Source organism: Bartonella sp. AA89HNZF, assembly GCF_042196905.1.
GTDB lineage: Bacteria > Pseudomonadota > Alphaproteobacteria > Rhizobiales > Rhizobiaceae > Bartonella.
This window is the reverse complement of record NZ_JBHIRD010000013.1, coordinates 1-26,240: the sequence shown is the minus strand read 5'-3', so window position 1 is coordinate 26,240 and position 26,240 is coordinate 1. Positions and strand designations below refer to the sequence as shown.

Genomic DNA, 26,240 nt, shown 5'->3' with positions numbered 1-26,240 from the left:
AAGCGATTTTTCATTTACCTTTAGTATCAATTTCAAGGTATTAAGATTGTCAGTTCATTTGGCTTAGAGAAGTTCAAATTCTTTCGGACATACTCATCCAACATATCTTTTTCTATATGCCCGTTGCGTAAAAGAGAAATACGCTTTTCCATGAATATCCGCTCAGCTTCTATTTTATGAAGCTCCTTTTCTAATTCACTAATATGCTGATTAACTTCACTGCGTGAATACAATCCATACTCACCATGATAAATGTGATAACTGAAATAGCTTAAGACTCCCACCGTCATAAGAGGTAGTACAAAGCGTACTTTGATTGATCGACGTTTCTGCTTTGTCCACATAAAATAGCACAGTCTTTATAGCACAAATTTCTTAATATTTTGCCCAACTATGCATTATTTTGATTAATACCTCATTACCAAATATACACCAAAATAATTTGTTATTTCAATTTATCCCTCCTCAAGACAATCAAAGTAAGCTGAATGCCCCACTTTTTGTATTACAAATATTGGATGTCCCACTAACTTGTGATTTTACACCCATCTTTGTCTTTAAAATTTCCTGTTAAAATAACTATAAAATCAATCAATACCCAAGGTGTAATTATAAAAAAATCCCTATAAGCCCTACCCCAAAAAGTGGTATAATTATTATACTTAGTATAGTCATAAGAAGCATTACGATGCCAGTTCCAACTTTACCAACCATAAAACGATGAATTCCTAGTCCACCTAGAAAAAAACAAACGACCGCTAACGTCACTTTTGATTGCTGTGACTGACCTTCAGTCAAGATAGGGAAAATAGATTTAATGGTATCCCCTTCACACACAAAATCAACGACATCACCAATTTTCGGCGGCATTTTTCCTGACCAATCCCAATTCGCAAATTGATAGCGCTTACCATCAGCCCCTGAAATAAAATAATCTCCTTGATCATGACCAATAATCTTACCTTTCATCTTCACCACCTATAAAATTGTTATTCATAAAAAAGCTTTTCTTCTAATATGATAATATATTGGATAAACCTCACAGCATGAATACAATCTGTATTCACCGTGATATATGACAATTTAAAAAGCTTAAAATCCCCCAACAACTTAAAATTCCCGCAATTATAAGTGGTAAGCACGCTGTTCGATTTGCACTTTTGCTTTTTTCATATGAAATAGTACAATCTTTTTCAATAGTTTTATTTAAATATTCATAATTTTCTTTAATATTTCACATTTAAAGACATAGCCTAAAATAATTTACATTATTAAATTAATATATTGACAACATTAAAAGTAAAGAAAGTTTCTAGCTCTTTACATTTTATATTATTCTAAAATTTCTACCAATTTATAATTTTATCCCCATTTTCATCCCTAAAATATCCGGATAAAATAACTATAAAATCAATAAATGACCAAGGCGCAGTTACTAAAAGTATCCCTAACCCAAAAGTAAATGGTATACTTAGTAGGCTTATAAGAAGCATTACAATGCCCGTTCCGATTTTACCTGCCATAAAGCGATGAATTCCAAACCATCCAAAAAACCAACAAACAAGTGCTATCGCCAATCTTGATTTTTCTGACTGCGATTTACTCAAAAGAGGGAGAACAGATTTAACAACATTATCTTCATATACAAAATCAACGATATCCCCTACCTTTGGTGTTTTTTTCCTAACCAATCCCAACTCGTAAATTGATAGCGCTTACCGTCAGCTCCTGAAACGAAATAATCTCCTTGATCTTGACCAATAATTTTACCCTTCATCCTTGCCCACCTATAAAGCTACTCCTCATGTGTTATTCATAAAGAGATTATTTCTAATTCGATAATATGCAGATTAACCTCACGGTATAAATAAAACGCATAAAAAACATGATAAATGTATAATTGAAATAGTTAGGCCCCCAATAATCTAATATTTCCCGCTTCTATAAACAGCAACCCAAATTACGCTGTAATTGATTTGCGCTTTTGTTTTACCTATAAAAATAGCACAGTTTTTTCAATATTTTCGTTCAACTGTGCATAGCCTTTTAATATTTTACATTAAATACATGTAATACAATAACGCAGAGCTATTATGAACTTAATATATTGATAAAAATAAAAAGCGGGCTAGATTACCTCCTTTTTATTATAAGATTTTTAAAAATCTGTAATTTGATTCCCATCTTTATCCGTAAATCTTCCACCAAGAATGACTATAAAATCAACAACTGCCCAAATTCCGGTAATTATCAATCCAAAAAATGATAAAGATAGAATCAGCATTAAAGCACCTGTCCTAACTCTCCCAACCATAAAGCGATGAACACCAAAGATACCTGCAACCCAACAAAGAAGTGCGAACATTATCTTTGAGTTCTCTGTACTTGATCTCAACAACGGAAAAACAGAACTGACCACACCGCCTTCATAGACAAAATCAACAGTATCACCAATCCTTGGTGGTTTCTTTCCCAACCAATCCCAAGTCGCAAACTGATAACGCTTACCGTCATCACCAGAAACGAGATACATTCCTTGATCTTGAGTAATAATCACACCTCTCATCTTAATCCCTATAAATTTAAATACCTATAAAATTACTATGCATATGCCTTTGATAAGAAATCTCAATTTCATAATCTAAATGATCTTATACTTTCATATTTTTTGCTCACAACTATACACGATATAAATCACCAGCATAATGCGCTTGAGCTCCTAGCATTTCTTCAATACGAATAAGTTGATTGTATTTTGCTAATCTATCCGAACGTGCAAGAGAACCTGTTTTAATTTGTCCACAATTCGTTGCAACCGAAAGATCTGCAATGAAAGAATCCTCTGTCTCGCCTGAACGATGAGATATAATGGCACGATAACCTGCTTTATGTGCTACTTCTACAGCATCAAGTGTTTCACTCAATGTACCAATTTGATTAACTTTTATGAGAATAGAATTGCCTACCCCCATTTTGATACCATCACGCAAACGTGCTGAATTCGTTACAAACAAATCATCACCAACAAGCTGACATCTTTCTCCAATTGTATCCGTGAGTAGCTTCCAACCTTCCCAATCATCCTCTGCCATTCCATCTTCAATTGTAATAATAGGATAATTTTTCACAAGCTGCGCTAAATACTCTACCTGCTCTTGGGTGTCACGGCATTTTCCCTCACCTTTATAAAAATACGAGCCATTTTTATAAAATTCGGTTGAAGCACAGTCTAAACCAATGGCAATTTGTTCACCTGGTTTATAACCACATATCATGATAGATTCCATAATAAAATCAATTGCTTGATCAGCGCTTTTAAATTGAGGTGCAAAACCACCTTCATCACCAACATTGGTATTATAACCTGCACCCTTTAAACGCTTTTTCAACGCATGAAAAATTTCAGCACCATAACGAATTGCTTCTCGAACAGTAGGCGCTCCTATAGGAATAATCATAAACTCTTGAAAATCAATCAAGTTATCAGCATGAACGCCACCATTAATAATGTTCATCATAGGTGTTGGAAGAATATGCGCTTGTGTACCCCCAATATAACGATACAAAGGTAAATTTAATGAAGCCGCAGCTGCTTTTGCAACAGCTAATGAAACACCAAGAAGTGCATTGGCACCAAGACGGGCTTTGTTTGGCGTTCCATCCAAAGCAATCATGGCTTGATCAATAGCGATTTGATTTGTTGCATCCCGACCACCAAGTTCTTCAAGAATTTCGCCATTGACTGCAGCAACTGCTTTTTCAACACCTTTTCCTTGATAGCGCAAACCACCATCACGAAGTTCTATAGCCTCGTGTGCTCCTGTTGAAGCTCCCGAAGGAACCATAGCACGACCAAACGCACCATTTTCCAAATGAACATCAACTTCTACCGTTGGATTACCACGGCTATCAAGAACTTCACGTCCAATGATATCGACAATTATAGTCATATGTATTTCCTTATCCGATAAAAGTCGCGATTCATTTCTAACAACCTATTAATGAAATACTTTTTCTTCTCAATTCAGTTTCTTTGACAGATAATCGAATTCCATTAAAGTCTCAAGCAATCTTTGTAAATCATCAACTTTAATCATATTGGGTCCATCAGAAGGCGCATTATCTGGATCTTGATGCGTTTCTAAAAAAATACCTGCGACCCCAACAGAAACAGCCGCACGCGCTAAAATTTCAACAAATTGACGCTGTCCACCAGATGAAGAACCATGACCACCCGGTTCTTGAACAGAATGCGTTGCATCAAAAATAACAGGAGCACCCAATGAACGTAAAATAGGCAACGAACGCATATCAGAAACAAGTCGGTTATAACCAAATGACGTGCCTCGCTCACAAAGCATAACATTCGGATTACCACTGTAAACAACCTTTTTTAAAACATTCTCCATGTCCCACGGCGCTAAAAACTGACCTTTTTTAATGTTAATAACACATTCTGTTTTGGCAGCTGCTACCAAAAGATCTGTTTGACGACATAAAAAAGCCGGTATTTGTAAAATATCAACCGTAGAAGAAACAATTGTACATTGCTCTTCCGTATGCACATCAGTTAATATGGGACAATCAAACTCCTTTTTTAAATCAGAAAAAATAGCCATTGCTTTTTCAAGACCAATGCCGCGTGCCGCACTCAAAGAGGTTCTGTTGGCTTTATCGTAACTTGATTTATAAACAAACCTGATACCAAGCTGATCGGTAATTGTTTTAATACGACCAGCCATTTCAAAAGCATGATCTCGACTTTCCATCTGACACGGCCCTGCAATTAATGAAAGAGGCATTTCATTTGAAAAAATCATATTTCCAACTTTCACACGGGCATTTGGTTTAGTCATTTTATCCCTCAAAAGCAAAGTAACCAAATTTATGCATTAAACTAATCGACTTTGTTCTACAGCGGCTTCAATAAAAGAAGAAAAAAGCGGATGTGGATCAAAAGGACGAGATTTTAATTCTGGATGATATTGAACACCAATAAACCATGGATGATCTACATATTCTATCGTTTCTGGTAAAATACCATCAGGAGACATCCCAGAAAAAATCAAACCACACTGTTCTAACTTATCCTTATAATCAATATTGACCTCATAACGATGACGATGTCGCTCGACAATCTTGGTCATCCCATAAATTTGAGCAATATGACTCTCTTCCTTTAATTCAGCAGCAAAAGCACCAAGGCGCATTGAACCGCCGAGAGCACCATTTCTTGTACGTTTTTCAAGAACGTCTCCTTTAAGCCATTCTGTCATTAAACCTACAATTGGATTGTCTGTTTCGCAAAATTCACTTGATGAAGCATTCTCAATCTGTGCAATATTGCGTGCAGCTTCTATACAAGCTAATTGCATTCCAAAACAAATTCCTAAAAATGGAACTTTACGCTCTCGTGCAAATTGAATTGCTCGAATCTTCCCTTCAGACCCTCGTGCCCCAAAAGCACCTGGAACCAAAATTCCATGGGCTTTTTGTAAAGCTGAAACAGAATCTTCTTTTTCAAAAAGTTCCGAATCAATCCACTCAATATTAACCTTCACTTTATTCGCTAAACCACCATGCGCAATCGCTTCGATAAGGGATTTATAAGCATCCTTTAAGCCCGTATATTTTCCTACAACAGCAATCGTAACTTCTCCTTCAGGATGGTGAATGCGATGCGTAATATCTTCCCAACGATCCATCTTGGGGGAAGGAGCCGAATCGATTCCAAAAGCGCAAAGAACTTCAGAGTCCAAACCCTCCTTATGGTATGCCATAGGAACATCATAAATTGTTGGCATATCTAATGCCTGAATGACTGCATTGGAGCGAACATTGCAAAAAAGTGATAATTTGCATCGTTCTGTTTCTGGAATAGATCGATCTGCACGTACAAGCAAAATATCAGGAGAAATACCAACTGCTTGCAATTCTTTGACAGAATGTTGTGTTGGTTTCGTTTTTAATTCACCTGCCGAAGGAATATAAGGCATTAAGGTGAGATGGACATAAACGACATTTTGTCTCGGTAGCTCATTGCGAAGCTGACGAATCGCTTCTAAAAAAGGCATTGCTTCAATATCACCAACCGTTCCACCTATCTCACACAAAACAAAATCAAATTCTTCATTTCCCATCGTAATGAATCTCTTAATTTCATCTGTAACATGAGGAATAACTTGGACTGTTGCCCCCAAATAATCACCACGCCGCTCTCGTTCAATGATATTGCGATAAATACGCCCTGTTGTAATATTATCTTGGCTATTTGCAGAACGCCCAGTAAAACGCTCATAATGACCAAGATCAAGATCCGTTTCTGCACCATCATCGGTCACAAATACTTCACCATGTTGATAAGGTGACATCGTACCTGGATCAACATTTAAATAAGGATCAAGTTTGCGAAGACGTACGCGATAGCCACGAGCCTGTAATAACGCTGCTAACGCCGCTGCTGCGATGCCTTTTCCAAGGGAAGAAACCACACCACCAGTAATAAAAACATAACGTGCCATGGGCTTATGGTGATAAGCAATTTATAATGATTTTTCCAGCAAAAAATGCAAAAAGAAACAATTTTTCTTCTAAAATAAAAAAGGTGAAAAAATCACCTTTTTAAAAAGTCTATATTTTCTTAAAAAACTATTTTGTACTGTTATCCGGAACTGTATTTTCAAGAACCGGTGGAACTGGGCTTTCTGCTTCAGGATTTGTGGACTGTTTCTGTTCCTGCGGAGAATTCGAAGAACCTCCTAGCTGCTCAAGAATAGAAGGGGAAGACTCACCATCTGATGATGGGACTGATCCTGAGCCTTTATCGGTAGAATTCTGCTCGGAATTAACCGGTATACGCTTTAAAATATCAGAACTAGAATTTGATATATTACTCACCACGGTAAGTCCAATAGACACAACAAAAAAACAACAGGCTAAAATAGCAGTCAAACGTGTTAAAGGGTTTCGAGATCCACGAGTTTTCATCAACCCTGAGCTATTACTCACACCGAGCCCACCACCTTCTGAAGGTTGAATTAATATAATACCAACCAAAGTAATCACAATCAAAAAATGAATAACAATAAGTACTGTTTGCATAAACCCTGCTCTTCAAATAACTCTTTCGTGGTTATTTACACATAAATAACACACAATCCAAGGGGTAACTCAAATTTCTCCGCTATAATTTACGATAAACATCGCAAATAGTTAAAAAATCAGTCGCTTTTAAACTTGCTCCACCTATCAAAGCACCATTAACATGAGCAATGCTTAAAAGCTCAAATGCATTGGAGGGTTTTACTGATCCACCATAAAGAAGGCGCATATTATTCCCTTCATCCCCAAAACGAGAGCACATCTCATCACGAATGAAATGATGCACTTTTGCAATATCTTCTACAGTTGCTGTATTGCCGGTGCCTATCGCCCAAACAGGTTCATAAGCGATAATGATATTCTCTGCTGTTGCATCATCTGGTAAAGATCCCTCAAGCTGCTGTGCGAGAACATCCAGCACTTTATTATTATTGCGTTCTTCCAATGTTTCACCAATACATACAAGAGCCACAAGCCCTGCTCGCCACGCTGCTTGCACTTTGGCGCAGACAATAGCATCATTTTCCTGATACACTGTACGACGTTCTGAATGCCCGATAATAACATGACTTGCTCCCGCTTCTTTAAGCATAAAAGCTGAAATATCTCCAGTATAAGGGCCATAGTCATCAAAGTGACAATTTTGTCCTCCTAAAAGGAGATTTTCACCATCCAGCGTATCAGAAGCACGCGATAAAAGCGTTGCTGGAACACAAATTAAAGCTTCAAACAAATGACCTAGATCAGAGCTAACGCCTGTAGCAATAGCACGCAACTCTCCAAGCGATTCACTCGTTCCATTCATTTTCCAATTTCCAGCAAGAAAAGGCCGAATATTTGGAGACATATTTTCACCTCAAGAGCTATTATAATATATTATTTATCTGTAAGTACCAAATTATAAAGTGAAAGCAAGTCTTTAAAGCTTGCATCTTTCGTGTCTTTGTTGCAAATTCCGTTACTGCTTTGATAATAACTCATGTTAAAAGTGGAATTAAACAATGCTTGACATCGTAAGAAATGCTGCAAATTCTTGGATTGCCAGAATTTTCCTTGCTATTTTACTCTTATGCTTCATTCTTTTATGGGGGATACCACAGTTACACACCAAAAATGAAAGAGGCCTTATTACTTCTGGAAAATCCACAGTAACTGTCGATGATTATCGTCTCGCTCTTGCCGATCAAAGCGCACGTTTAGCACATGCCGCTCATCTTGGACGAATGTTTACGCCAAATGAAATGCAGCAATACCAAATTCCCGCTTTTGTGTTTAATCAATTACAACAAAATACACTGCTTGATGAACAAGCCCGTAAAATGAAAATAAGTCTTTCAAAAGATACAATAGCGCGTATGATTGGAACTGATAATATGTTCCAAATAAATGGCACTTTTGATAAAAATTTATTTTATAACTATCTTCAGCATTTACGTATCAGTGAAAGTGCTTTTCTTAATTATTACACCAGAAAAGAAAAGCGTAACCAAATTATTTCAGCTTTATTCTCTGATATGAAAGCACCAGATCTCTTCTATAAAGCACTTGCTCTTTATCAAGGAGAAATGCGTATCGCAGATTATCTCATGATTGATCTAAAAGAAAAGGAAATAACAGCTGATCCTGATGACGAAACACTGCAAAAATGGTTTGAAACACATCAAAATGAATTTCGTACTCCAGAATACCGCACTGTCTCTTTATTATCTATGGAACTTAATGATTTCGTAAAACCTAAAGATATCCCAACAGATGAGGCAAAAGCTTATTATACCCAAAATGCTTCACGTTTTGTAACCCCTGAAAAGCGTACATTCGAAGAACTGCGATTCCCCTCACGCGAAGAAGCCGATAATGCAGCAAAAAAAATAGCCGATGGATTGAGTTTTGATGAACTGGTAAAAGCTGAAAAAAAGACTCTTAATGACATACAAAAAGGGCCTCTCGCAGAAAATGAACTTCCTAGCCATCTAGCATCCGAAATTTTTGAACTCCAACAAGGGCAAGTCAGTGCTGTAATCAATGACTTACAGGGACCTGTTATCATTCGCATCACACATATTGAACCCTCAAGCTCTCTTCCTTTTGAAAGTGTAGAAGAAAATATTCGCCAAATACTTGCCAAAAATCGTGCTACGGATGATATTCGTAATAATTATGTAGCCATTGAAAATGCTCGTTTTGAGGGTGCTTCTCTCAAAGAGTTAGCTGACCAATACAAGTTATCTTTGCGCACAATTACCATTGATAAAACGGGGAAAACGCTTGAAGGTGCAATACTCACGGATTTACCTCAAAAAGATATTTTACTGAATGCCATCTATCAATCAAACGAAGGTGTCGATCTTGATCCTCTCTCTTTTCAAAATGGTGGGTATCTCTGGTATAAGGTCGATAAAATTATTCCTGCCCGCGATAAGACACTTGAAGAAGCTAAGCTAGATGTTCTTTCTCAATGGAAAAATGAGGAAATCCAACGTCTTCTTGATGAAAAAGCCAAAAATGCTCTCAAACAGCTCACGGAAGGAAAAAGTCTTGTTGCTCTTGCTCATACCCTTGTTGTTACAAAACAAACAACACCAGCCCTCCGGCGTCAAGATTCATCTGAAGTCCTTGGTGTTGAAGGTGTTAAAGCCTTGTTTTCTGGTCCCAAAGGTCATTATGGTGTCATAAAAGGACCGGTTGCAACAAACCGTATCATTTATCAAATAAAGACTGTAACAATGCCTAAAGATATCACGTCTCATACTCTTTCAACTGAGGTCCGCGCCAATATAGATATGATGATAAGAGAAGATCTTAAGCTAGAAATGCTCCAAGTTGCCAATAAAGAACATCCTTTGGAAATTAATAGCACAAATTATAATCAGATCTTTAACGCTCTCCAGTAAAAAGAGTGTGCATAATTTAAAGGGCTTATTTGATAAAGTGTCTATCGCTCTTCGTTTATAGTTTAAGAGGTAAGACAGGTTTCTTGTCTGCATATCTTAGTATCAGCGTTTTTATAATGATTCATTTTCTCGCAAAACAGTGCATGTATGGATTTGCGAGAAAATAGTCAATGGAATGTAGAATCGTTTTTGCAATGCATTAAAAAACATTATCCATCCAAAGGTTGTCGCCCATTAAGCTATAAATGTCATCCCTATCGTCATTCATTCATAGCTCATATTGCTACTCTTAATATTCATTCATAGGGAGCGTATTGCTTCTTCCTTAAATGATTTCATTTACACACCCAACTTATAATAGATAAAAAAACTATTTTTAAAATTCATTATAAAAATGGAGAAATCTTGTTCTATTCAAGACTCTCATTCAATATGAGAAAAAACGAATTATCATTATAAATCAATATATTCATAAATCATAACAGTCATCAATTATGATGTTATAATTTCTTAAAAATAAGAGTTTTTTTATAGACTTATAGACTGCTAAGATAACTTCTCTCATAAAATAGAAATTTTATTTCATTTGCAAATGAGATACAATCAATACATTCAGAGTACTTAAAAGTTCTTCTTCAAACAAACCAATGTATTAAAACTTATCTCATGTTTTTCTTTCTCTGCATCTCACCCATCCAATACACTGAATAAAACATATTACTTATGAAGACATACAGCGTATTTTCAAGATCATAAAATTTCTTACTCTTTTGCGTTCATAACAACCAAAACATCAACATTTTTTATAACAAAAAAATGGTTTGGAATCACAATAGCTCCTTTTATCTTCATATGAGAAAGTCAGTCTACATGTTACGCATTCTAACGTAGTAATATTCTTTTACAATATCTTTGGAAAATTGCCGCTTATTGCTGCCCTTGTTATCAACCAATAGCGATACATCAATGGCAAAGTTGCACTCTCTTGAAAAATTGCTGCCCCCAACTGTATAGCTTTTTGAAGAGAAGCCGGTACAATGACCAATGGAAGAAAAGCTGGCTTAAGAATTCTAGGTAAAGTACAAGAATATTCGTAAAATTTGGTATAATGATCGCGCGATAATGCTACCATAGCTTCAACAATACGACCCTTTTGTTGATCACTGAGACGATGGGATTCCAAATCTTCCCTATTCACTCCTACAGCCTTTAATATATCAGTAGGTAAATAATATTGATATCGTGATTGCATGAATGATAAAAGACGCAATACACCGCTTAATCCTTGAGAAATCCCTCCATGCTCATAGATATCTGTAAACTCTTGTGCAGTATCAAGATCTAATATCTGACAAGAAAGCTGTAAAATTATGCCTGCTGTCTCACCACAATAATGCTCTAGATCATGAAGTGTTTCTATTGGATTGTGATAAAGATCTAAAATTTGTGCATCACAATAACGTAAAAAAGCTGTCTTAGGTAAATTAAAAAGAGTGATTGCTTTTAATAAATCATTCAAAATCGGATTGTTTCCACTCGTTTGCATTTCACCATGAGCAATAGCATCATACCACCAACGTAACCGTATTTCTCCTATGAATGGATCATGTACACTTTCGCGAATACGAGAAACTTCAGCATTAAATACATAAAGAGCAGCCAATGCTTGGCGCTTTTTTTTAGGCGCAAATAAAACCGATATATAGCGATCACGATCTATGGTACGTAAAATATCAAGACAATAAGGAAGAGAGCCTATCATTCTATGAACCTATTAACGTCCCTTTTTTAGCAATTAAATTAATATCCTCTTTTTATTCATATTAAAAAATGAAGGATAAGCAAATACAGTTCAGAAAATAAGATTTTTAAATGTGTCTCTTAACTGTATTGTGAATTAAAGTTTCTTTTCTAGTCACTTTTCGTTTTAGAAAGAAAAAATTAAATAAATAATTTTTCTGATAAAACTTATCTTATAGGACTTCAAGTTTTCATTTGCAGTAAAAAAGCTAAAAAACAATCGTAACATGCATAGTAAAACTTGAACAACAAACAACGAAAAACACTTTTTCAGTGGATAGATGACAATGTTATTTTATTAAAAATGCACTGATCACAAAAACTTCATCAAATCATTGATCTCCTCCCCATCCTAAAAGACAAAGGTTTTTACCAACACCAATTTGTAAAAAATCCAATTGCTCTCGGTGAGTTTCTGTTACTATCAATAAATTGATTTATAATCATAATTTGTTGTTTTGTATGTTAAATTAGAATCCCAAATATCGTAGATATGCTTTCATTTTAAACCAATTCCATGTTACATCAATAAAAACTATTCCCTTGCACGTCCCAAGCGTAACTGGCTTGTAGGTAACAACTGTATGAGAAAGAACTAAAAATGTCTCTTATGAACTGTCTCAAGTGCCAAGAGTTGATCACTCATGTGATTCATTAGGAACGACGAGCAAGCTTTGTTCTGAATACTTGCTGCTGTATTTAAAAAACTTAATGTGTTATGTTATGTATATTCTACACCCTTATATCACCGCCTTAAACGACAGTATTTTACAGAGCAGAAAATAATTACACAAGTCTTTCATGCTAGACCAGAGCCTTTGTTTTATGAAACAATACTCTATTCTACCGCAAATAATAACGCCGCAACAGCGCGATCTTCAGCCAATAAAACATTAAATGTACGCACCGCCGCTCCCGTACTCATTGTATCTGATGAAATACGTTTTTCCCATAAAAGCACCCGTAACTCTTCAGGTAATCGTAATAATTCAATTCCAGTACCTATTAATAAAACCTCGATTTCAGAAGCTTCTTCTAAAATACGAGATATATCCCCTTGAGTAGGAATAGGCCCTGCCATGTCAATGCCATAAATACCTGATGGGACACAAATAATAGAACCTCTATGAGACATATCAGCAAAACGAAACCCACCATTTCCATAAGCATCAATAGGTGCGCGACTTGGAAAATGTGCTTCACGAATTTGAATTGCATCGAACATGAATATGCACCTTTTATTTTTGAATAATCCAATTGTCTTTGCTACTTCTCACCATAAAAATTAAAGTAAGGCTGATATAAACATTGATATGTTAAACATAGATAGCCTAGTATTGAAGTGAAAGTTTTTATATAATGCCCTAATCTTCTCATACAACAAATATATGAAAATTTGGTCATAAACCGCAGTAAAATGCTATACCTACTTAAATAAATCTATTTTTTGAAAAGTTTCTTCAGCTTATTTACTTACAAATTTTTTTTTATAAAAACAATGATCTTCTTTAAAAAACAGAAAAAAATTGCGTAATATTCTATAAATAAAGCAACTATTTTAATAATCTAAAGAAAACAAAAACTCCATTTTCTGTAGCCACTATAAAAGCCCCTTTTCCAATGAAATTGTCTTGATCTTGCCAAGCTTTTTATAAAAATGCTTAAAAAATGTAATAAACTGCCATTACACCTTAAGATGCATTTTCCTTTGATACAGCTTTTTTCTCTTCAGAGATACTCATATCTTCTTTCGTTGTCGTTTTAGATTTAGACTTTTGTGGTGTTTTTGCTTTAGCATTAAGTTTTGACTTTTTTTCTGCAATCGGCTCACCTTTAACGCGCACATCAGCTAATGTTGAGCGAATAACACGAATATTTATACTCTCACCAATTTCAACCTCTAATTCACCACTCTCGTCGTGAACCTTCTTAACCTTGCCGATAATACCACCACCCGTTATAACTGTATCACCACGACGTACTGCATTAAGCATTTCTTGGCGTTTTTTCATTTGGGCACGCTGTGGACGAATCATAAAAAAATACATAATTGCAAAAATTAAAATGAATGGGACAGCGTTAGCAAATGAAATTCCACCGGAAACATCGCCTGCAACTTGAGCATAAGCGTTCGTAATAAACATTTTTATCTCCTATAGTTAAACCTCAGGTATTTCCCACTCTATTAAAATGAAATTCCGATACAGAAAAAATTCCTAAAGAATTTATCATAAAAAGCAATAACTACATAATCTAATCACAGCTTTACAAAAATACAATAAATCCTTAAGAGGCAGAATACCAAAATACAATGAGAAAAATCTTAAAAAATAGATTCACTTTCCCCTATTGTATATCCTACAATATAAATCTTTTCACTAACTCAATAAATTATACAAGATAATTTTTCTAATGAACAAACTTTAATTTATATAGATAATTTATCGTTTTTGATATCGAACGACAGATCTAAATACAATAAAATACTCTCATTTCAAATCTTCTGAATTAATCAAAACGATTTTCTTGACGTCACACATATGAGTCACACATATGAAATGAGCCTGTCGATAAAAACTTTTTAAGAAAGGCGTGAAATATCTTTTTTCATGCTTCTCTCAAATGCAAGAGCAATTGGAATACTCAAAGCTGACAAACAGTATGATACTATTGTCTTACACTTTCATAAATACAAAGATGGTAATATCTAACGACCCCAACGAACTACTCTCCTGAAACCAATGATTTTTTGCTGCTATGTTATTGATTTAAGAAAATCAATTGTTTTTCATGAATTTTCTATAAACTGTAAGACTATTCAAATGTCAAAGTTATCAATAAATTAGTTTTCTAAATATTTAAGGGGATCAACAGGTAATGAATTCTTACGCATCTCAAAATAGACACGTGGCGTTTTAACATTTCCTGAAACACCCGATTTAGCAATCTCATCACCACGCCTTATCCTTTGTCCTTTGTTAACAACAAGCTTACTGTTACATCCATAAATAGTGATAATATTATTTTCATGTCGAATCATCACAACATTACCAAGCTCTTTTAATCCATCTCCCGCGTAAATAACCACACCATTTTCTGCCGCCTTTACCGAAGACCCTTCAGGCACTGCAATATCTATTCCTCGATTCATTACTGTTCCCTTTTTTTGACCGAACTGGCTTAATAAACGCCCTCGTACTGGCCAACGCATCTTAGAAATTCCTGTGGCTTGCGGAGTCGTCATATTATCTGTATTCGTAACAGTACTTGACAAACCAGTCTCATGTTTCAATTGCGTCATCTGTTTAGAAAAATTTTTCTCAGAACTTGATTTGTTCATCTTTGCAGAGGGTGGCGTTGTTACAGGAGCTTTATATATAGGAGAGGACTTCTTGTTTTTTATAGAGGACATCACTTGAGATTGGGATGTAGATTCTGTAGTTGACACTGCCCAATCGTTATTATTGTGTGCATTTGAAGCTGCTAATGTACGCCTGCTTGGAACAACCAGTACCTGACCGATATAAATGGAATTGCTGTTTATACCGTTTGCTAATTTTAATGCCTCAACACTAACCCCTACTTGTCGTGCAATACTGAGCAGTGTATCTCCACTCTGGACAATATAAGAATTCCGCCGAAAAATAGGAGATTTATCCATTTGTGAACGAGAAAGTGTTCCAAGATTACGTGGAGGGGAGCCCATAACGCGACCATCAGAAGAAGTTATCCTATCTTGATGTGGAAAATTATAGGGGGAATTATCATCTCCCCACGAATCATCGCTTGATTCCACAGGTGGCAATTCAGTGCTTTGTATCATACCACTACCGTATGATAGCATTCGCGGGTCTGTATACATAGTGCTTGATATATTTGATTGAGATGATACCGTACGATGAGAGAACGTATTGGAAAAACGCTGTGTACCAGAACTACAACCAGCAACAATAGTTACCACCGCTAACAAAGTTATTCTCTGAAAATTATGCTGGAAAATATTATCCAAAGCTTTTAGACACATCGTTTTGCTCACTCATCAATAATCAACTTACTCCATTAAAGCTTTTTTAAATTACCGAAGAGTTAAAATGAGATGTTTTATTCATAAATATCTTTATATAAGATCAAAATGAATTTAACGTAGGCAATTTGCAGAAATTTCTTAGCTTTTAAAAATTAAAGTATCTCTGCAATGCCTTTAATAAAAGGTTGGTAACGCACTTGGAACAGTTCTAAACACTCAAATCGACTACCGATTTTTGTATAGCGCGTCACCGTTTGTACCCCTTCGTCAGGTCCTATCGCCTGAATGAGAATTCCATTTTCAGCTAAAAGTTCTAAAAATTCCTTGGGTTCATCAAAACGTGATGGCCAAATAAGAATGCGATCAAATGATCCTAAGCCTGTCACACTATGACTTCCATCAATTTGCCGTATAACAATATTTTCAATTCCTAAAGTTTGAAATTTTTGTCGTGCTAAATCAACAAGCGTTTTATAACGATCAATCGTTGTCACACGGTCACTCAGACATGCTATAAGAGCAGTACAAAAACCAGATCCTGTACCAATTTCTAAGACACGATGCCTTTTTTTCAACGATAATGCCGAAAGAATTAAGAGTTGTTCTTCCAAACGTTCCATATATTCACCACACTCAAGGGGAATAACTTTATTATCATAAGCACTATTGAACCAAGGAGCAGCAACAAACTGTTGACGCGGAATTTTCTCTAATGCAGAAAAAAATCGCACGTCATCAATGCCTTTGCTACGCATTTTCAGTACAAGAGCGGCTAACTCCTCACGAAATTGTAAAATACCCTTTTGCCCCATAGTATCATTCAATCTCCAATGAAGGTGCACTTTTATCATACTGACAAACTGCTTCTTTTAAAATGGCAAAAACTTGCGCCTGTGTATCATCACCTCTTGGCAATAAACGCATATTGTCTCTCCTTTCGTAAAATTAAGCAGTAATACAGCGCATGCCTCCCATATAAGGTTGTAAAACATCTGGAATAATAATTGATCCATCAGCCTGTTGATAATTTTCAAGTACGGCAATAAGACAACGTCCAACAGCCGTACCAGAACCATTAAGGCTATGAACAAAATGCAATTTTTTATCGCCGTCTTTACGATAGCGCGCATTCATACGACGACCTTGAAAATCTCCACAAACTGAACAGCTAGAAATTTCACGATAACATTCTTGACCAGGAAGCCAAACCTCGATGTCATAGGTTTTACGCGCTGCAAACCCCATATCACCCGTAGAAAGAACCACTGTGCGAAAAGGCAAATCAAGCCGTTTTAATATATCTTCTGCACATTCAGTCATACGTTCCAATTCAATTAAAGACTGCTCTTCACTGGTAATCGAGACCATTTCAACTTTCCAAAATTGATGCTGACGCAACATACCGCGCGTATCACGACCGGCTGCTCCAGCCTCTGAACGAAAACAAGGAGATAAAGAAGAAAATCGCAGTGGTAAATCTGATATTTCAAGAATTTCATCGTTAACCAAATTAGTTAATGGTACTTCTGCAGTAGAAATAAGCCATCGACCATCTGTTGTCTGAAAAAGATCCTCTGCAAACTTCGGCAATTGTGCTGCTCCGTAAACAATCTCATCACGAACAAGAAGAGGTACTGAGACTTCTGTATAACCATGCTCATTCACATGCACATCAAGCATAAATTGTCCTAATGCTCGTTCTAGCCGTGCTAACGCCCCTGAAAGCACTGTAAAACGTGTTCCAGACAAACGACTAGCTCGCTCAAAGTTCATTTGTTTGAGATCTTGACCAAGATCAAAATGTTCCTTTGGTGTAAAATTAAATGTTGGAGGTGTACCAAAATGTCGAATGACGACATTATCACTTTCATCTTTACCTTCTGGAACATCATCTAATGGAATATTTGGAAGTGCTGAAAGAAGTTTCTCAAGACTCTCCGTCAGTTGCTTTTCTTCCACTGTTGCAGAGGAAAGAAAAGCTTTAATCTCTTCAACTTCAGCTCTAAGACGTTCAGCCATTTGCTGATCAGATACAGCCAAAGCCTGTCCTATTTCCTTTGAAACAGCATTGCGACGTTCCTGCGCCAATTGCACCTTAGCAATATGCGACCGACGTGCAAGATCAAGTTGTATTAACCTTTTAGCTTGTGGCTCAAGACCTCTACTTACGAGTGCTTTATCTAATTTCTCAGGATTGTCACGAATCCACTTAATATCAAGCATAAAAATTCCTCATTTATATTGTTTTTATTCATTCCTTATCGCATAAGATTATACACTTTTCTTAAGCGGATTTTCTTCTCTTTTCTATACTGTAAGCAATTAAAATTGAAATCTCGTAAAGTGCTATCGTTGGTAAAGCCACTGCAAACATCGTAAAAAAATCCGACGGCGTTATGATTGCCGCAATGATAAAAGAGAGCAAAATAGCCCATTTTCGTTTAGACGCCAAATCATGAGATGTTAAAAATCCAATTTTTGTTAAAAGACTGATGACAAGAGGTAATTGAAAAATCAAACCAAAAATTAGGATAAATGATGTCATAAAGCCCAAATAATCAGAAATACGCACTATAAACTCTATTTTTAAATGAACATCTGGAAGAAATTGTTGAGAAAGGCTAAACCATAGTATTATTGGCGCGAATAGACCATAAACAAACGCTCCCCCAATACAAAATAAAATAGGCCCCCCAATGAGAAATGGTAAAAAAGCCATCCGCTCATTTTTATAAAGCCCTGGTGCAATAAAACTATAAAACTGAAAAGCCGTATAGGGAAAAGATAAAATAATTCCCCCAAAAGCAGAAAGCTTCATCTTCGTTAAAAAAGTTTCCCATACTTGCGTTGATTGCAAACGAATTCCCTCAGGATTACCCCCTGCTATTTTCATTGCCCACTGATATGGCCATAGTAAAAAATTTAAGATATAATCTTTAACAAGAAAACACATCATAAAAGCGATCATAAATGCAACCAAGGCAGCAATAATTCGCTGACGAAGTTCAATTAAATGTTCTAAAAGTGGTGCCATATGGGCATCAACTTCATCTTTCTTAACATTCATGACATATCTTCTTTATCTTTAGAAGCGATAGATACTGTCGTATCTTTATTGGTTACGTTTTGATCGCATTCCAAAATTTCTTTATCTTTTTTTGATTTATAGTGTGTTTCCTTAACATCCCAATTATCGTGGATATCCTCTAATATATTTTGAGTGGGATCAAAAGTTTCTGCCAACTTCTTACTTGAATCGCTAATATCCGAACATACTTTTTGCAAATCATCGCGCTCGATTTGTTTTATTAAATTATCAAACTGATGACGAAGTTCATTTGCTGTTGAATACACATACGCTCTTATCTTTGCTACTGTCTTTAATATTTTAGGTAAGTCTTTTGGTCCAACGACAATGATGAGAACAAGTAAGATTACGATAAACTCTGGTCCGTCAATCCCAAACATCTCTTAATTCGACTTTCTCATCAAAAAATATTGCACAATGATGATTGCGTTTTTGTTACTGTTTTTTAGCAATAGATGTTTTGCGTTTTTTAGAAGCAGAAGAAACCTTTCTGCGCACTGTTGCATGTTTTACCGATAACGGCTGAGATTGTTGAGATTCTACATCAATCATTTGGGAAGTAGGAGCCATTTCAACTTTATCCTCAATGCTATCATCTTCTTCCTTCATATTTTTTTTGAAGGCTTTAATTCCTTTAGCAACATCGCCCATTAATTCAGAAATTTTACCGCGACCGAAAAGCACAAAGATAATCAATAAAATTATAATTAAATGCGTTGGTGAAAAAATATTACCCATTATTCTCTCTAACTTTATGCTTTTAAATTTGATTTCATTTATTCATGCTTCCTCTGAAGAATGTATCAAATATAATATCTTACTTATATATTTTCTTCTTAACTTAAAAGCAATTACACGCTTTTATTGCAAAAAGAGCTTTTTATCCTCTTATCGCTTTTTAGCGTACTATAACACAAACCATTCAACAATGATAAACCGCTTCATACAAAATTCAAAACACTTAAAAACTTTTCTAAAATAACTTCATCTGATCTCTTAGGTTACTCATCTTCCTGTAAAGACTATAGCCAACGTCTTTCCTTTTAAACAATGTTGTACGTATCATTACAAACATTTCCGCCAAATTATCCGTTACTGATAAAAATCATAATGCTGTAAAACATTTTACGTATTCAATTAAAAAATCAGAAAGAAAAATCTCTAAAAAACTTTCTTAACACATCATCAGTCTCTTCAAAAATGATCATCTTACGCACAACATTTATTCTTTGCGTTGGGGGGGGAATTTTATCATCCATTATTCCATACACAATACGAATATGAGCCATCATCGTATTCAATTAAATATCTGTTGTGTAAATAAAAACTATTAGCGGAAAGAGTAAAAATGTACTTTATGAACCAACGCAAGTGCCAAAAGGTATGGCAATACTGCTAAAAAATAAAAAAGGTACCAGCTTGTGCCTTTATTCAGTAAAATACCTCCATATAACCAGCTCTCTAAGCCACGGCATGCTCTAACTATTACAAGTCTCTGGATTCTGGGCATGCGTTCTCATAATATCATGTGTTTAACCTATCTCAGTATTGAAACCAGAATGGGCATTAATAGAAAATTACATTCAATCAAAAGCATGGCATCGAAGCATAATCCATGTAAAAAGAATTTCTTATCCTAGCCTTTTTTATAAGATTACCTTATAAAGCCGCTCGATAATACAGTGTTAGAGATAGATAAACCTATTTGCTTTAGTTTAAAATTCCTCATTTTATTGAGATAGCTTGCAGAGCACATATCAATTCTCAAAAGTTTTATTTTAGCATCATACACAATAACCTAGCCATTTAGCGTGTATAATGTAAAGCTTTGGCTCTGCTTAAAGCAATGAGATTCATTCATACTTTTATAAAAACCTATCACTATAACACCAGCACTTTATTGCTCTATCCATAATTTTACGCTTGCTAAAAAACTTATAAATGTAACAATGTTTTTATCAAGTATTTGAAATTCTTTAATCTTTAAACAAGAAAATTTATGAATGAATTTGAAAGGTACTCTTCAATTTTTCAACAAACTTCACTAATATTCTCGTTAATTGAGGTTTTTTATAGTATTCCTGGAAGAGACCGCGATCATAAAAAAATTCTCTTACAACATAAATATCTCTATTGAGATGTTTGATCTCTTCTTGTCTATCTCTCATATAAAAAATTTAAAATTTTAACGATTAAGCTCATAATATAAAAATAGCCCTGTGAATAAATGCTCCCATGACATTAATATTTTTTCTGTAGTGTATAATTTGGAAGTGAGGGCATTGTTTGATTTCTACAAGAGTATTTTTATGGATATCAATTCTATTATTCTATGCTAATAATCCGGTACAGTTACACATATGATAGAGTTTACTCCATGAATTATCGGCATATTTATCATGCTGGCAATTTTGCTGATGTTTTTAAACACATTATTGTCACTCGCATTGTAGAATATCTCAAACGCAAAGAAAAAGCTTTTCGCGTTATAGATACACATGCTGGAATCGGTATTTATGACCTTTCTTCTTTAGAAGCACATAAAACAGGAGAGTGGCGCGAAGGTGTCCAACGACTTTTTTCAACTCCTATCCCAGAAGATTTAAGAACACTCCTTTGTCCATGGTGTGACATCATTGATGCCCTCAATAAAGGGGAAAAAGAAATTATATTTTATCCTGGATCTCCTGTTCTTATTCGTCAATTATTACGGAAACAAGATCGCCTCACCGCAATAGAATTGCACAATGAAGATTATCATATTTTAGCAAAAAACTTTGCAGGAGATTATCAGACAAAAGTTCTGCATTTAGATGGTTGGCTTTCCTTAAATGCTCATGTACCACCAAAAGAAAAACGTGGGTTTATCCTTGTTGACCCTCCCTTTGAAAAAGCTGGAGAGTTTTCCCGCCTTATTGAGGGATTAACGAAAGCCTATCGTCGCTTTTCTGGAGGAATCTACGCTTTATGGTATCCTGTTAAATATGACAAAGAAATTGAAAGTTTTCTTCACGCGCTTTATCAAACAGGAATTCCTAAAATTCTCCAGCTTGAAATGCGTATCCGAAAAAAATCAACATCACCTACAATGAATGGAAGCGGTATGATTATTATTAACCCTCCCTACCTTTTGGAAGAAGAAATGAAAAAACTCAGCCCCTTTCTTATCAACCGTCTTGGACAAGATGAAAATGCCAAAATAACGTATAAGTGGCTTCAAAAAGAACATCTATTATTTTAGATCTTTTTCTGATATCTTTCCTAAATCAAATATCATGTTGTAAAATACAAATGCATTAAATGATAAAGTTCTTTAATTCTTTGGATAATATCAACATATTATAATGATAAGCTAATAACGATCAGCGTGAATTATTTTTTTAGAAAGCCTATCCTCTTAATCATCATGGATTTCTTATTTCAATCATTTTAATGGATAAATTGGCCAAATTCATAAAGCTGTCTTAGAATAACAACTCTCATATTTTTTTATGAAAGATCGGCTCTCTAAAATCATACTCTTATGCTATAAGATATATTTATAAAAAAAATTATAAAGACATAAATAATCATTATTTAATAAAAAAGAATATTTCATATATTAAACAAACAACATATTCGTAATAAACGGAATGGTCCTGAAAAATAATACAAATTGTCCGCAAAATGAACGGGAAAAACTTTCTTTTCTCTCTAATGTTACATGGCATAATGCCAATCAAAGCAATGAGAAAAATCAGTTCCAAGGTATCAAGTTCATACAAAAGTTTGTTAGACACCTTCCGCATAAGCCAGGGGTTTACCGGATGATTGGTGAAAATGGTGATATTCTCTATGTTGGCAAAGCCCGTAATCTCAAAAAACGTGTTTCAAACTATACACGTGAACAAGGACACAATAATCGTATTACCCGCATGATTCGTGCAACATATCATATGGAATTTATCGTCACCCATACAGAAACAGAAGCACTCCTTTTAGAAGCCAATCTCATCAAAAGATTGCATCCACATTTTAATGTACTCCTGCGTGATGATAAAAGTTTTCCTTATATTATGATTACAGATGATCATCGAGTGCCTGCACTTTACAAACATCGTGGTGCTCGAATACGAAAAGCTCACTATTTTGGTCCTTTTGCTTCTGCTGGTGCAGTGACACAAACAGTTCATGTTTTACAACGCGCCTTTTTATTACGAACTTGTACTGATTCAGTTTTTGAAAACCGTACACGCCCCTGTTTGCTTTATCAAATTAAGCGATGTTCTGCACCTTGCACTCATGAAATTAGCGACAGTGATTATAAAGAACTGGTGAAAGGAGCAAAAGCGTTCCTTTCGGGAAAAGATCAATCTATTAAAAGCGATATGGTTCAAGCTATGCATAAAGCTGCAGAAAATCTTGATTTTGAACAAGCAGCTTCCTATCGTGACCGCCTATCAGCCCTTTCTCACATACAAAGCTATCAAGGTATAAATCCTCAAACGATAAAAGAAGCGGATGTTTTTGCGATTGCGCAAAAAGAAGGAATGACCTGTATTCAAGTGTTCTTTTTTCGCATGGGGCAAAATTGGGGAAACCGTGCTTATTTTCCTAAAGCAGATCCCTCTTTTTCCCGTACTGAAATTTTAGCAAGTTTTCTTGCCCAATTTTATGATGATAAACCACTTCCCAAAAGCATCCTTTTATCTGAAGAAATTGAAGAAAAGGCACTTCTTACAGAAGCATTTAGTCTCAAAGCAAACCACAAAGTATCCCTCTCTTTACCCAAACAAGGTGAACGGAAAACTCTTGTTAATCGTGCCTATCTCAATGCTCATGAAGCACTTGAACATAAGCTTTCTGAAACAGCCACCCATACAAAATTGCTTCAAGGTCTTGCTAAAACATTCCAACTACCTTTTCCTCCACGCCGGATAGAAGTCTATGACAATTCTCATATCATGGGAACAAATGCTGTAGGGGCTATGATTGTTGCTGGTCAAATGGGATTTATTAAAAATCAATATCGAAAATTCAACATTCGCTCAACAGATATCACGCCTGGCGATGATTTTGGTATGATGAAAGAAGTGATTAAACGAAGATTTTCACGCCTTATCAAAGAGCATGATCTGCCAAATAGAAGTCATAACATAAAAGATGATGATCTTTTTCCCATTTGGCCTGACCTTATCTTAATCGATGGTGGTGAAGGACAAATCAACAGCGTACATGCAATACTTGCTGAATTACAATTAAATGATCTCTTCACAGTTGTTGGAATCGCCAAAGGTGTTGACCGTCATGCGGGACGTGAACGATTTTTTATAAAAGGTATTCCGCCCTTTACACTTCCTCCACGTGATCCTATCCTCTATTTTTTGCAACGTCTGCGTGATGAAGCACACCGTTTTGCGATTGGAACTCATAGGATAAAACGAAAAAAAGCAACATTCAAAAACCCACTTGATGAAATCGAAAATATCGGTCCGACAAGAAAGCGTGCGTTGCTTCATCATTTTGGAAGTGCCAAAGCTGTTGCTAGTGCCTCATTTGAAGATTTAAAAAAAGTTACGGGAATCTCTATGACAATTGCACAAAAAATTCATAACCATTTTCATGAAAAATAAGCTTGTTTCATAACCTTCGCCTTGTTACGTTTAGGAAATATATTCTCTTTCACAAGAATTAAAAATGGCTCCATGAAAAATCATACTTTTTCTTTTCCAAATATTTTAACTTATGCACGAATTGTTGCAGTCCCAATGGTTGTTGCATGCTTTTTTTTAGAAGGGCGGCTACAATCAAGTGATATCACCCGCTGGATTGCTGTTTCCATTTTTATCGTTGCATCCATTACTGACTTTCTTGACGGTTACCTTGCTCGTATTTGGGAACAAACATCCAATATTGGTCGCATGTTAGATCCAATTGCCGATAAACTTCTCGTCTCTGCTTGTTTGCTCTTGCTTGCCGCAGACAGTACCATCGCTGGATGGACTCTATGGGCAGCTATTATCATTCTTTGCAGAGAAATTCTTGTGTCAGGATTACGTGAATATTTGGCTGAGTTAAAAGTTAGTGTTCCTGTCTCTCGTCTTGCAAAATGGAAAACTTTTGTACAGATGATCGCTATTGTATTTCTTTTAGCTGGACCAGCCGGTAATAAAATTTTCCCTTACACAGTAGAGTTTGGTATTACTATGCTGTGGATTTCTGCCCTCCTTACATTGTGGACAGGGTGGGATTATTTTCGTGCAGGTTTAAAACACGTTATCCTATGAATAGTATGGAATTTTATAAAATGATTTATCTTTTTGTACTTAAATAAGAGATGAGAATAGCATAAGATTGATTTATTTTAAATCTATTAATGATAAATCAATAAAACACTTTTTTGCACATTACAAGTAAGGGTAGCGTGTAGATAAAAACTCTTCAGAAAAGAGTAAATAGGCTTTATATTTTCGTAAAAGCAGCTGCAATATTAAAAGCTAAAAAAATGATTAATGGCTCCATATGCTTTCAAAAAAATCTATAACCTCATAAGCAAAAAACCGAAATATAGTGTTTCGGATTTTTGCTTCTTATATACGCTTTATTAACCAACAATTTCTACCTCAGGAAACCAAAAGGCGATTTCTGTTTTTGCCGTTTCAGCACTATCGGATCCATGGACAGAATTTTCGCCAATCGATAAAGCATGAACCTTACGAATTGTCCCTTCTTCTGCATCACTAGGATTCGTAGCCCCCATTACTTCACGGTTTTTAGCTATTGCATTTTCACCTTCCAAAACTTGTACAACGGTTGGACCAGAAGACATAAATTCAACCAATTCACTAAAAAAAGGACGTTCTTTATGAACAGCATAAAATTTTTCCGCCTCACGTCTGCTCATCCAGACACGTTTAGACGCAATAACACGTAGCTCCGCATCCTCAAGCATTTTAGTAATTGCGCCAGTCAAATTACGACGGGTTGCGTCTGGTTTAATCATCGAAAAAGTACGCTCTAAAGCCATTTAACCACCTTTATTTCATTGATAATATTCTCTAGCCATTCCTATAGCGAGCAAGGAACCCTTTGCCAAGTGGCTCTGCAAAAATCTACACAAATTCTCAAAAATATAGAATAAATTATAAAGAAAACTTTAATAAAAATTCTGCAATTGCTCATCCCATCATAAAAATGCGCTACCGACTCTTAATAAATATTGAATCTTCTTCCATAATTTTAAATGCTTCCTATCAAAATTATCATTGAAATCAATCAAAAAATAACCATATCGTTAGAAACTATAGCGTACACCTAAAATACCCTGAAAGGACTGTTTTGTTTTATGTCCTTT

General features: G+C 35.4%; 21 protein-coding genes and 2 pseudogenes. 4 read left to right on the top strand and 19 right to left on the bottom strand.

Features of this window, described 5'->3' with window-relative positions; genetic code table 11:
* Positions 1-32: 32 nt before the first annotated feature.
* From ACFIN0_RS06770 to tpiA, 9 genes and pseudogenes are all read right to left on the bottom strand, one after another.
* Positions 33-344, bottom strand: coding sequence for a septum formation initiator family protein (locus ACFIN0_RS06770; protein WP_012754998.1), 312 nt, complete (start codon positions 342-344; stop codon positions 33-35).
* A gap of 182 nt (positions 345-526) precedes the next feature.
* A pseudogene (locus ACFIN0_RS06765) lies at positions 527-969 on the bottom strand (TM2 domain-containing protein).
* A gap of 377 nt (positions 970-1,346) precedes the next feature.
* Positions 1,347-1,777: pseudogene (locus tag ACFIN0_RS06760) on the bottom strand (TM2 domain-containing protein).
* Between the two features lie 381 nt (positions 1,778-2,158).
* Positions 2,159-2,566: an NINE protein gene (locus ACFIN0_RS06755; protein ID WP_375610188.1), complete on the bottom strand. Its 408-nt coding sequence runs from the start codon at positions 2,564-2,566 to the stop codon at positions 2,159-2,161.
* Between the two features lie 112 nt (positions 2,567-2,678).
* Positions 2,679-3,950: a phosphopyruvate hydratase gene (eno, locus tag ACFIN0_RS06750; RefSeq protein WP_375610187.1), complete on the bottom strand. Its 1,272-nt coding sequence runs from the start codon at positions 3,948-3,950 to the stop codon at positions 2,679-2,681.
* 69 nt (positions 3,951-4,019) lie between these two features.
* Positions 4,020-4,856: a 3-deoxy-8-phosphooctulonate synthase gene (kdsA, locus tag ACFIN0_RS06745; RefSeq protein ID WP_375702177.1), complete on the bottom strand. Its 837-nt coding sequence runs from the start codon at positions 4,854-4,856 to the stop codon at positions 4,020-4,022.
* A 36-nt stretch (positions 4,857-4,892) separates the two neighbouring features.
* A complete protein-coding gene (locus ACFIN0_RS06740) occupies positions 4,893-6,521 on the bottom strand; it encodes a CTP synthase (RefSeq protein ID WP_375610185.1) in 1,629 nt (542 codons plus the stop codon).
* 127 nt (positions 6,522-6,648) lie between these two features.
* On the bottom strand, positions 6,649-7,101 hold the full coding sequence (secG, locus tag ACFIN0_RS06735; RefSeq protein ID WP_375610184.1) for a preprotein translocase subunit SecG: 453 nt from the start codon (positions 7,099-7,101) through the stop codon (positions 6,649-6,651).
* An 82-nt stretch (positions 7,102-7,183) separates the two neighbouring features.
* The gene (gene tpiA, locus ACFIN0_RS06730) at positions 7,184-7,948 is read right to left on the bottom strand and encodes a triose-phosphate isomerase (protein WP_375702176.1); all 765 of its coding nucleotides are present in this window, start codon (positions 7,946-7,948) and stop codon (positions 7,184-7,186) included.
* Between the two features lie 154 nt (positions 7,949-8,102).
* Between tpiA and ACFIN0_RS06725 the strand changes: the two genes are divergently transcribed.
* A complete protein-coding gene (locus tag ACFIN0_RS06725) occupies positions 8,103-9,992 on the top strand; it encodes a peptidyl-prolyl cis-trans isomerase (protein WP_375702175.1) in 1,890 nt (629 codons plus the stop codon).
* 901 nt (positions 9,993-10,893) lie between these two features.
* Here the strand turns inward: ACFIN0_RS06725 and ACFIN0_RS06720 are convergent.
* The 9 genes from ACFIN0_RS06720 to tatA form a co-directional block, all read right to left on the bottom strand.
* On the bottom strand, positions 10,894-11,754 hold the full coding sequence (locus ACFIN0_RS06720) for a phytoene/squalene synthase family protein (protein WP_375702174.1): 861 nt from the start codon (positions 11,752-11,754) through the stop codon (positions 10,894-10,896).
* A gap of 876 nt (positions 11,755-12,630) precedes the next feature.
* Positions 12,631-13,017 carry an Mth938-like domain-containing protein gene (locus ACFIN0_RS06715; RefSeq protein ID WP_375622169.1) on the bottom strand — a complete coding sequence of 129 codons (387 nt, stop codon included), beginning with the start codon at positions 13,015-13,017 and terminating at the stop codon, positions 12,631-12,633.
* Between the two features lie 466 nt (positions 13,018-13,483).
* Entirely contained in the window at positions 13,484-13,936 is a 453-nt protein-coding gene (gene yajC, locus ACFIN0_RS06710; RefSeq protein ID WP_375702173.1) for a preprotein translocase subunit YajC, read from the bottom strand.
* 698 nt (positions 13,937-14,634) lie between these two features.
* On the bottom strand, positions 14,635-15,816 hold the full coding sequence (locus tag ACFIN0_RS06705; protein ID WP_375702172.1) for a peptidoglycan DD-metalloendopeptidase family protein: 1,182 nt from the start codon (positions 15,814-15,816) through the stop codon (positions 14,635-14,637).
* A gap of 155 nt (positions 15,817-15,971) precedes the next feature.
* Positions 15,972-16,631 carry a protein-L-isoaspartate(D-aspartate) O-methyltransferase gene (locus ACFIN0_RS06700; protein ID WP_375606265.1) on the bottom strand — a complete coding sequence of 220 codons (660 nt, stop codon included), beginning with the start codon at positions 16,629-16,631 and terminating at the stop codon, positions 15,972-15,974.
* Positions 16,632-16,764: 133 nt separating this feature from the next.
* Complete coding sequence (serS, locus tag ACFIN0_RS06695) at positions 16,765-18,042, bottom strand: serine--tRNA ligase (RefSeq protein WP_375610178.1); 1,278 nt, start codon at positions 18,040-18,042, stop codon at positions 16,765-16,767.
* A 61-nt stretch (positions 18,043-18,103) separates the two neighbouring features.
* Entirely contained in the window at positions 18,104-18,886 is a 783-nt protein-coding gene (tatC, locus tag ACFIN0_RS06690; protein WP_375606267.1) for a twin-arginine translocase subunit TatC, read from the bottom strand.
* Entirely contained in the window at positions 18,883-19,287 is a 405-nt protein-coding gene (locus ACFIN0_RS06685) for a twin-arginine translocase subunit TatB (RefSeq protein WP_375610177.1), read from the bottom strand. Before ACFIN0_RS06685 ends, tatC begins: the two co-directional genes overlap by 4 nt.
* Before the next feature lie 55 nt (positions 19,288-19,342).
* A complete protein-coding gene (gene tatA / locus ACFIN0_RS06680; protein WP_375702171.1) occupies positions 19,343-19,645 on the bottom strand; it encodes a twin-arginine translocase TatA/TatE family subunit in 303 nt (100 codons plus the stop codon).
* A gap of 1,639 nt (positions 19,646-21,284) precedes the next feature.
* On the opposite strand from tatA, the gene ACFIN0_RS06675 reads away from it, so the two are divergent.
* From ACFIN0_RS06675 to pgsA, 3 genes are all read left to right on the top strand, one after another.
* Positions 21,285-22,148: a 23S rRNA (adenine(2030)-N(6))-methyltransferase RlmJ gene (locus tag ACFIN0_RS06675; RefSeq protein ID WP_375702170.1), complete on the top strand. Its 864-nt coding sequence runs from the start codon at positions 21,285-21,287 to the stop codon at positions 22,146-22,148.
* Positions 22,149-22,539: 391 nt separating this feature from the next.
* The gene (gene uvrC / locus ACFIN0_RS06670; RefSeq protein WP_375702169.1) at positions 22,540-24,519 is read left to right on the top strand and encodes an excinuclease ABC subunit UvrC; all 1,980 of its coding nucleotides are present in this window, start codon (positions 22,540-22,542) and stop codon (positions 24,517-24,519) included.
* A gap of 72 nt (positions 24,520-24,591) precedes the next feature.
* A complete protein-coding gene (gene pgsA, locus ACFIN0_RS06665; protein WP_273723320.1) occupies positions 24,592-25,173 on the top strand; it encodes a CDP-diacylglycerol--glycerol-3-phosphate 3-phosphatidyltransferase in 582 nt (193 codons plus the stop codon).
* 317 nt (positions 25,174-25,490) lie between these two features.
* On the opposite strand, the gene ndk is transcribed toward pgsA, so the two are convergent.
* A complete protein-coding gene (ndk, locus tag ACFIN0_RS06660; protein WP_375614957.1) occupies positions 25,491-25,913 on the bottom strand; it encodes a nucleoside-diphosphate kinase in 423 nt (140 codons plus the stop codon).
* Positions 25,914-26,240 lie beyond the last annotated feature (327 nt).